Source organism: Kitasatospora sp. P5_F3, assembly GCF_054049135.1.
The window spans coordinates 1-9,257 of sequence record NZ_JBFUMY010000137.1; the positions used below are offsets into that span (position 1 = coordinate 1).

Annotated in this window: 7 protein-coding genes; all 7 read right to left on the reverse strand. The window is 68.8% G+C overall.

Features of this window, described 5'->3' with window-relative positions:
- Nucleotides 1–309 precede the first annotated feature (309 nt).
- Nucleotides 310–1,995 (reverse strand): ribonuclease J, encoded by a 1,686-nt coding sequence (locus ACXJMZ_RS35985; RefSeq protein ID WP_457034219.1) that lies wholly within the window; start codon nucleotides 1,993–1,995, stop codon nucleotides 310–312.
- A gap of 174 nt (nucleotides 1,996–2,169) precedes the next feature.
- A complete protein-coding gene (dapA, locus tag ACXJMZ_RS35990; RefSeq protein WP_057233529.1) occupies nucleotides 2,170–3,069 on the reverse strand; it encodes a 4-hydroxy-tetrahydrodipicolinate synthase in 900 nt (299 codons plus the stop codon).
- A 228-nt stretch (nucleotides 3,070–3,297) separates the two neighbouring features.
- Nucleotides 3,298–4,020, reverse strand: coding sequence for an FAD-dependent thymidylate synthase (gene thyX / locus ACXJMZ_RS35995; protein ID WP_057233527.1), 723 nt, complete (start codon nucleotides 4,018–4,020; stop codon nucleotides 3,298–3,300).
- Nucleotides 4,017–4,478, reverse strand: coding sequence for a hypothetical protein (locus tag ACXJMZ_RS36000; protein WP_457034220.1), 462 nt, complete (start codon nucleotides 4,476–4,478; stop codon nucleotides 4,017–4,019). The genes thyX and ACXJMZ_RS36000 overlap by 4 nt, the downstream gene beginning before the upstream one ends.
- Nucleotide 4,479: 1 nt before the next feature.
- Nucleotides 4,480–5,220, reverse strand: coding sequence for a 4-hydroxy-tetrahydrodipicolinate reductase (gene dapB / locus ACXJMZ_RS36005; RefSeq protein WP_457034221.1), 741 nt, complete (start codon nucleotides 5,218–5,220; stop codon nucleotides 4,480–4,482).
- Nucleotides 5,221–5,249: 29 nt separating this feature from the next.
- The gene (locus tag ACXJMZ_RS36010) at nucleotides 5,250–6,617 is read right to left on the reverse strand and encodes a M16 family metallopeptidase (protein ID WP_457034223.1); all 1,368 of its coding nucleotides are present in this window, start codon (nucleotides 6,615–6,617) and stop codon (nucleotides 5,250–5,252) included.
- 11 nt (nucleotides 6,618–6,628) lie between these two features.
- Complete coding sequence (locus ACXJMZ_RS36015) at nucleotides 6,629–8,881, reverse strand: polyribonucleotide nucleotidyltransferase (protein ID WP_457034222.1); 2,253 nt, start codon at nucleotides 8,879–8,881, stop codon at nucleotides 6,629–6,631.
- Nucleotides 8,882–9,257 lie beyond the last annotated feature (376 nt).

Genomic DNA, 9,257 nt, shown 5'->3' on the forward strand with positions numbered 1-9,257 from the left:
GGGGATGTCAACATATCTGGCGTTGACTTTTGGCACGCTGTTGAGTTCTCAAGGAACGGACACTTCCTTCGAGCCGCTTATCAGGCGGACCCTCCGGGCGCTTCGTTCTTTCGTGTTTCAAGCTTATCAGACGTTTTCCGCTCCGTTTTACCGGAGTTAATTTCATCTTTCGGCTTTTGCCTTTCGGCGCTCCCGAACTCTACCAGAGTTTCTCGGGCTGCTTTCTCTCCTCGAATTCACTCAGAGAAGTTTCGGCGGCCTCTTGGGGCAACCCGGAGAACATTACGCACCGGGCTGCCCCAAGTCAAATCAGACCTCGACCACGACCGGGAGGATCATCGGCCGGCGGCGGTAGTTGTCCGCCACCCACTTGCCGATGATGCGCCGGACCTGCTGCTGGATCTGCCGGACCTCCAGCACGCCGTCGCCGGCGGAGCGGTCCAGGGCCTCCTGGAGCTTCGCCACCACGGGGCCGAACGAGTTGTCGTCGATGCCGGAGCCGCGCGCCTGGATGGTCGGGCCGCTCACCATCTTCCCGTTGGTGGAGTCGACCACCACGAAGACCGAGATGAAGCCCTCCTCGCCGAGGATCCGGCGGTCCTTCAGGGTGGGCTCGGTGATGTCGCCGACGGACGAGCCGTCCACGTACACGTACCCGGCCTGGACCTTGCCGACGATCTTCGCGACGCCGTTCTCCAGGTCGACGACGACGCCGTCCTCGGCGATGACCGTGCGGTTCTTCGGGATGCCGGTCTTGATGCCGAGGTCGGCGCAGGCCCGCAGGTGGCGCCACTCGCCGTGCACCGGCATCAGGTTCTTCGGCTTGCAGATGTTGAAGAAGTACAGCAGCTCGCCCGCCGAGGCGTGGCCCGAGACGTGCACCTTGGCGTTGCCCTTGTGGACGACGTTGGCGCCCCAGCGGGTCAGGCCGTTGATGACCCGGTAGATCGCGGTCTCGTTACCGGGGATCAGCGACGAGGCCATGATGACGGTGTCGCCCTCGACGATCCGGATCTGGTGATCGCGGTTGGCCATCCGGGACAGCGCGGCCATCGGCTCGCCCTGCGAGCCGGTGCAGACCAGGACGACGTCCTTGTCCGGCAGGTCGTCCAGGGTCTTGACGTCGACGATCATGTTGCCCGGCACCTTGAGGTAGCCGAGGTCACGGGCGATGCCCATGTTGCGGACCATCGAGCGGCCGACGAAGGCGACCTTGCGCTTGTGCTCGTGCGCTGCGTCCAGCACCTGCTGGATGCGGTGCACGTGGCTGGCGAAGGAGGCCACGATGATGCGCTTGTCCGCGTTGGAGAAGACGGTGCGCAGCGCGGCGGAGATGTCCCGCTCGTGCGGGATGAAGCCGGGGACCTCGGCGTTGGTGGAGTCCACCAGCAACAGGTCGATGCCCTCCTCGGCCAGCTTGGCGAAGGCGGGGAGGTCGGTCAGCCGGCCGTCCAGCGGGAGCTGGTCCATCTTGAAGTCGCCGGTGGCGACGATCATGCCGGCCGGGGTGCGGACGGCGACCGCGAGGGCGTCCGGGATGGAGTGGTTGACCGCGATGAACTCGCAGTCGAAGGGGCCGATGCGCTCGCGCTCGCCCTCCTTGACCTCCAGCACGTACGGGCGGATCCGGTGCTCGGCGAGCTTGGCCTCGATCAGCGCGAGGGTGAGCTTGGAGCCGATCAGCGGGATGTCCGGGTTCTCCCGGAGCAGGTACGGGACGGCCCCGATGTGGTCCTCGTGACCGTGCGTCAGGACGATGCCGTCGATCTTGTCGAGCCGGTCCCGGATGGACGAGAAGTCCGGCAGGATCAGGTCGATACCGGGCTGCTCGTCCTCGGGGAACAGCACGCCGCAGTCGATGATGAGCAGTCGGCCTGCGTGCTCGATGACGGTCATGTTGCGACCGATCTCGCCGAGCCCGCCGAGCGGGGTGATGCGTACGGCGCCCGGCTTGAGTGCGGGGGCTGCGCCGAGTTCGGGGTGCGGGTGACTCAAAAGACTCTCCTTACGACGCACGCCATATGCCAAGGGGTTCGCGCCCTGGGGACATATGGCGTACGTGCCTCGATGGTTTCCTACTTGCCAAATCCTGGTGCTTCGCGCCGTCGTTCCGGTTCAGCGGCAGACCTCGAGAGGTCCGGCGAGCCGGGGCGCGCACGTCTGGTCCTGCTACAGGTGTACCCCGCCGGCGGCGAGATCCTCCCTCAGTTGTGCGATCTCCTCCGGCGTGGCGGAGATCAGCGGCAGCCGGAGCGGTCCGGCCGGCTGCCCTTGCAGGGTGAGCGCGGCCTTGGTGAGGATCACGCCCTGGGTCCGGAACATACCGCTGAACACCGGCAGCAGACCCTGGTGGATCGCGGCGGCCTTCGCCACGTCCCCCGACTGATACGCGTCGAGCAGGGTCCGCAGTTCCGCGGCGACCACGTGGCCGACCACGCTGACCACGCCGACCGCACCGACCGACAGCAGCGGCAGGTTGAGGATGTCGTCGCCGGAGTACCAGGCCAGACCGCTGCGGGCGATCGCCCAGGACGCCGCGCCGAGGTCGCCCTTGGCGTCCTTGTTGGCGACGATCCGCGGGTGCTCGCCGAGCCGGACCAGGGTCTCGGTGGCGAGCGCGACGCCGCTGCGGCCGGGGATGTCGTAGAGCATCACCGGGAGCTCGGTGGCGTCCGCGATGGTGACGCTGTGCCGGTACAGGCCCTCCTGCGGGGGCTTGCTGTAGTACGGCGTGACCACCAGCAGGCCGTGTGCCCCGGCGGCCTCGGCCTGCCGGGCCAGCTCGACGCTGTGGTGGGTGTCGTTAGTGCCGCAACCGGCGACGATGTGTGCGCGGTCTCCTACCGCCTCCACCACGGCGCGGACCAGCTGGGCCTTTTCGGCGTCGCTGGTGGTCGGGGACTCGCCGGTGGTGCCGTTCAGCACCAGGCCGTCGTTGCCGGAGTCCACGAGATGGGCGGCGAGGCGCTGGGCGCCGTCGAGATCGAGGCCGCCGTCGGCGGTGAACGGGGTGACCATCGCGGTCAGGACCCGGCCGAAGGGCGTCTGGGGGGTGGAGGTCGGAGCCATGCGTCCAAAACTACTCGTAGGCGGCCGGGGGGTACCCAGGCCGGTCCAGGGTTCGGACAGGTGAGTGGTGTCGCGGAGCTGCCGTCAGCTCTCCCGAGATGGGATTCCGGTGCTGCGTGCTCGGGGGTTCAAGCAGCACCGGAATCCTTGACCCGAGCCTAGGGAGCGCCTCGGAGGGTCGCAATCCAGACGTGCCGAGCGAGCCACTCATATGCCCATCGGCCCAGGTCAGGGGGCTACGCGGCCGTGCTTCTCGAAGGCCGCATGGGTGAGCGGCATGAGCTTGGCCCACTCCGCCTCCATGCCCTCGGCGACCATCTCGATCTCGCGCTGCGGGAAGGACGGCACGGTGGCGTTCTCCTTCTTCGTCCGCAGCGAGAGGAAGTGCATCAGCGAGCGCGCGTTGCAGGTCGCGTACATCGAGGAGAACAGGCCGACCGGCAGCACGGCCCGGGCCACCTCGCGGGCGACACCGGCGTCCAGCATCTCCTGGTACGCGGTGTAGGAGGCCCGGTAGGACGCCTCCATCGCCTCGGCGGTGACCTTGGCCTGCTCCGGGGTGCCGTCGACGAACTCGTAGCGGCCGGGGCGGCCCTGCTGGACCAGCTTGCGGTCCGGGCCGGGCACGTAGAAGACCGGTTCGAGGTTGCGGTAGCGGCCGGACTCCTCGTTGTAGGACCAGCCGCTGCGGTGCCGGTGGAACTCGCGGAAGACGAAGATCGGCGCGCTGATGAAGAAGGTCATCGAGTTGTGCTCGAAGGGGGTGCCGTGCCGGTCGCGCATCAGGAAGTTGATCAGACCGGCGGACTTCTCCGGGTCCTGCGCCAGCGCCTCGAGCGACTGCTCGCCCGCGGTGGAGACCCGGGCGGACCAGACCACGTCCGAGTCAGCGGCCGCGCTGCGCACCAACTGCACGGTGACGTCGTCGCGGAACTTCACTTCGCTGCTCACTTCGTACTCCCAATCTGAACTGTGCTGCCGTGCAGCTTGATGGCGTGCTGCATGGTCTTTCGGGCCCGCGGCGTGTCACCTGCGTCGGCGTACGCCACGGCGAGGCGGAAGAACACCCGCCAGTCCCCCGGGCTCTGCTCGGCCTCGGCCTGCCGGCGGGCGAACACCTCGTCGGCCGAGGCCCGGTCGATCCGGCCACCGCTGGTGCGGCGCAGCTCGTCCACCGGCAGGCCGTCCTCGGCCTCCAGCTCGCGGGCGAGTTGCTCGCTGGCCCGGCCGAAGGCCACGGTCTGCCGGAGGAACCAGACGCCGATGGCGGGGATGACGAAGGCGCAGACGCCCAGGCCGATGCCGAGCGGCTTGCCGGTGGCGATCAGCTGGACGCCCTCGCCGACGCAGATCAGCGAGACCAGCAGCAGGGCGGCCGAGAGCAGGAAGAAGCCGGTACGGGAGGTCATCTCAGAGGTCCAGGAAGTGTTCGAGGCCGAAGGTCAGCCCCGGGGTCTCGACCACCCTGCGGACGCCGAGCAGGATGCCCGGCATGAAGCAGCTGTGGTGCAGCGAGTCGTGACGGATCGTCAGGGTCTCGCCGGTGTCGCCGAGCAGCACCTCCTGGTGCGCCAGCAGGCCGCGCAGCCGGACCGAGTGCACCGGCACGCCGTCCACGTCGGCGCCCCGGGCGCCGGGCAGGCCGTGCGTGGTCGGGTCGCTCTGCCGGGGCAGGCCGGCCGCGTCGCGGGCGGCGGCGATCAGCTGGGCGGTCCGGGCGGCGGTGCCGCTGGGGGCGTCCGCCTTGTTGTTGTGGTGCAGTTCGACGACCTCGACGGTCTCGAAGTACTTCGCGGCCTGCTGGGCGAACTTCATCGAGAGCACGGCGCCGATCGAGAAGTTCGGCGCGATCAGCACGCCGACCTCGGGCGCGTCGGCGAGCCAGCCCCGCAGGGTGGCGAGCCGCTCCTCGGTCCAGCCGGTGGTGCCGGTGACCACGTGGATGCCGTTGCGGACGCAGTACTCCAGGTTGGCCATCACCGCGTCGGGGTGGGTGAGTTCGACGGCGACCCGGGCCCCCTTCAGCTCCTCCAGGGAGGAGTGGCGGTTCAGGGTGGCGACCAGGTCCAGGTCGGCGGCGGCCCCGACCGCCTTGACCGCCTCGGAACCGATCCGGCCGGTGGCGCCGATCACGGCGACGGGCAACGACATCTCAGTAGTCCTCTCAGGCCAGCAGTTCGTCAGGCAAGCGCTGCGGCGAGCGCGTCGGCCCGCTTCTTGGTGATCGGGCCGATCAGCGCGAGCGAGGGCCGGTGCGCACCCAGCACATCACGCGCCACCGCGTGCACGTCGGCCAGGGTGACCGAGGCGATCTTCTCCAGCATCTCGTCCACCGACAGGTGGTGGCCGTAGCTGAGTTCGGCCTTGCCGATCCGGTTCATCAGCGAGCCGGTGTCCTCCATGCCGAGCACGGTGGAGCCGGAGATCTGCCCGATCGCCCGGGTCAGCTCCTCCTCGGTGATGCCGTCGGCGACCACCTTGGCGAGCTCCTCGCGGCAGATGTCCAGCACCTGCTCGACCCGCTTGGGCTGGCAGCCGGCGTAGATGCCGAACAGGCCGCTGTCGGCGTAGGAGGAGGAGTACGAGTAGACCGAGTAGGCCAGCCCGCGCTTCTCCCGAATCTCCTGGAACAGCCGGGAGCTCATCCCGCCGCCGAGGGCGGCGTTCAGCACGCCGAGCGCCCAGCGCCGGTCGTCGTGGCGCGGCACGCCGGGGACGCCGAGCACCAGGTGCGCCTGCTCGGTGGAGCGGTTGAGCACCTCGACCCGGCCGGCCGTCCGGACCGCGCGGACGCCGCGACGGACCTCGGCGGGGTGGCCCTTGGACTTCTCCAGCACCGGCGCGAAGGCCTTCTGGACCATCCGGACCACCCGGGCGTGGTCCAGGTTGCCCGCTGCCGCGACGACCAGCTGCTCGGGCTTGTAGCGGCGGTGGAAGAAGCCCGCGATCTGATCCCGGGTCAGCCCCTTGACGGTCTCCTGGGTGCCCAGGATCGGACGGCCGAGCGGGGAGTCGCCGTAGATCACCTGGGCGAACAGGTCGTGCACCACGTCGCCCGGGTCGTCCTCGGCCATCGCCATCTCCTCGAGGATGACGCCGCGTTCGGCCTCCACGTCCTCGGGGCGGATCAGCGAGCCGGTGAGCATGTCGCAGACCACGTCGATGGCCAGCGGCAGGTCGGTGTCGAGCACCCGCGCGTAGTAGCAGGTGTTCTCCTTGGCGGTGAACGCGTTCATCTCGCCGCCGACCGCATCCAGCGCGGCCGAGATCTCCAGCGCGTTGCGCCGGGCGGTGCCCTTGAAGAGCAGGTGCTCCAGGTAGTGCGTGGCGCCGTTCAGCGCCGGGGTCTCGTCCCGGGAGCCGACGCCGACCCAGATACCGAAGGTCGCGGAGCGGACCGTCGGGAGAGTCTCGGTGATGACCCGCAGACCGCCGGGCAGGACGGTACGGCGTACCGTGCCGGCCCCGTCGACGCCCTTGAGCAGGGTCCGGGTGGAGCCAGGGCGCTGCTGCGCCGCGGAGGCCTGAGCCACGGGCCTTCCTTCCAGAACTTCAAGAATTACGGGAGAACAGGGTGCGGCCCGCGCACTCCGGGGAGTGCGCGGGCCGGAGCGGCGTCCTCGACGCCGTCCTCGCCCTCGACGACCGGGATCAGCGAGAGCTTGCCGCGCGGGTCGATCTCGGCGATCTCGACCTGGACCTTGGCACCGACGGCCAGCACGTCCTCGACGTTCTCCACGCGCTTGCCACCGGCGAGCTTGCGGATCTGCGAGATGTGCAGCAGGCCGTCCTTGCCCGGCATCAACGAAACGAACGCGCCGAACGTCGTGGTCTTCACCACGGTGCCCAGGTAGCGCTCGCCGACCTCCGGCATGGTCGGGTTGGCGATCTGGTTGATCGTCGTACGGGCAGCCTCCGCCGAGGGACCGTCGATGGCACCGATGTAGATGGTGCCGTCGTCCTCGATGGTGATGTCCGCGCCGGTGTCCTCCTGGATCTGGTTGATCATCTTGCCCTTCGGGCCGATGACCTCACCGATCTTGTCCACCGGGATCTTGATGGTGATGATGCGCGGGGCGTTCGGCGACATCTCGTCCGGAGTGTCGATCGCCTCGTTCATCACGTCCAGGATGTGCAGACGCGCGTCCTTGGCCTGCTTGAGGGCGGCGGCCAGGACCGAGGCCGGGATGCCGTTCAGCTTGGTGTCGAGCTGCAGCGCGGTGATGAAGTTGCGGGTACCGGCGACCTTGAAGTCCATGTCACCGAACGCGTCCTCGGCACCGAGGATGTCGGTCAGCGTGACGTAGTGCGTCTCGCCGTCGATCTCCTGCGAGATCAGGCCCATCGCGATACCGGCGACGGCGGCCTTGAGCGGCACACCGGCGTTCAGCAGCGACATGGTCGAGGCGCAGACCGAGCCCATCGAGGTGGAGCCGTTGGAGCTCAGCGCCTCGGAGACCTGGCGGATCGCGTAGGGGAACTCCTCGCGGGTCGGCAGCACGGGCAGGATCGCCCGCTCGGCCAGCGCGCCGTGGCCGATCTCGCGGCGCTTCGGCGAACCGACGCGGCCGGTCTCGCCGACCGAGTACGGCGGGAAGTTGTAGTTGTGCATGTAGCGGCGACGCGTCTCCGGGGAGAGCGTGTCGAGCTGCTGCTCCATCCGGAGCATGTTGAGGGTGGTGACGCCCAGGATCTGGGTCTCGCCACGCTCGAACAGCGCCGAGCCGTGCACCCGCGGGATCGCCTCGACCTCGGCGGCCAGCGTACGGATGTCCGTGACGCCACGGCCGTCGATGCGCACCTTGTCGGTGATGACGCGCTCGCGGACGATCTTCTTGGTCAGCGCGTTGTACGCGGCGCTGATCTCCTTCTCGCGGCCCTCGAACTTCGGGAGCAGCTTGTCGGCCGCGACGACCTTGATGCGGTCGATCTCGTTGTTGCGCTCGGTCTTGCCCGGGATGGTGAGGGCCTTCGCCAGGTCGCTCTTGACGGCGTCCGAGAGGGCGGCCAGCACGTCGTCCTGGTAGTCCAGGAAGACCGGGAACTCGCCGGTGGGCTTGGCGGCCTGGGCGGCCAGCTTCGCCTGCGCGGCGCAGAGCACCTTGATGAACGGCTTGGCGGCCTCGAGACCGGCGGCGACGATCTCCTCGGTCGGGGCCTCGGCGCCGTCGGCGACCAGCTTGATGGTCTTCGCGGTGGCCTCGGCCTCGACCATCATGATCGCGACGTCACCGTCGGGCAGCGCGCGGCCGGCCACGACCATGTCGAAGACGGCGTCCTCGAGCTCGCTGTGGGTCGGGAAGGCCACCCACTGACCCTTGATCAGCGCGACGCGGACGCCACCGATCGGGCCGGAGAACGGCAGGCCCGCCAGCTGGGTGGACGCCGAGGCGGCGTTGATGGCCACCACGTCGTACAGGTGGTCGGGGTTGAGCGCCATGATCGTGCAGACGACCTGGATCTCGTTGCGCAGGCCCTTGACGAAGGACGGGCGCAGCGGGCGGTCGATCAGACGGCAGGTGAGGATCGCGTCCTCGGACGGCCGGCCCTCACGACGGAAGAACGAGCCGGGGATGCGGCCCGCGGCGTACATCCGCTCCTCGACGTCGACCGTCAGCGGGAAGAAGTCGAAGTGCTCCTTCGGCTGCTTGGAGGCGCTGGTGGCCGACAGCACCATGGTGTCGTCGTCCAGGTAGGCCACGGCCGAGCCGGCGGCCTGACGGGCCAGCCGGCCGGTCTCGAAACGGATGGTGCGGGTACCGAAGCTGCCATTGTCGATGACGGCCTCGGCGTAGAACACGTTCTCTTCCACCTGGAAGATCTCCTCTTTCGTACGGTTCCCGAGGAGCGCCCCTGCGCTTGCCTTCCGGCGGGCCCTGGGCAGTTCGGGCCGGTCTTCGATCGAAGCCTCCGGGCGGTCCCTCTCACTGGGGACTCCCGACGGCCACTACCGAGGACCGGCGCCTCTCGGCTGCCTGGTCGGCGGTCGCGTGTGGACGCTCCTTGGGACGCGGGCGGCTTCCGTTTGAAGCCTTCGGCCCGCTCGGTGATGTCTCTGCTGCCACGGTTCGGCCGACTCGCTGTCGGCGTCATGACCGGGCATGCCCCTCACCTTACAAATTCACACCCTACTCAGCCTGCCATTACCACGCGTGTGGTGCGGCGGACCGGGCAGGACAATGCAGCGA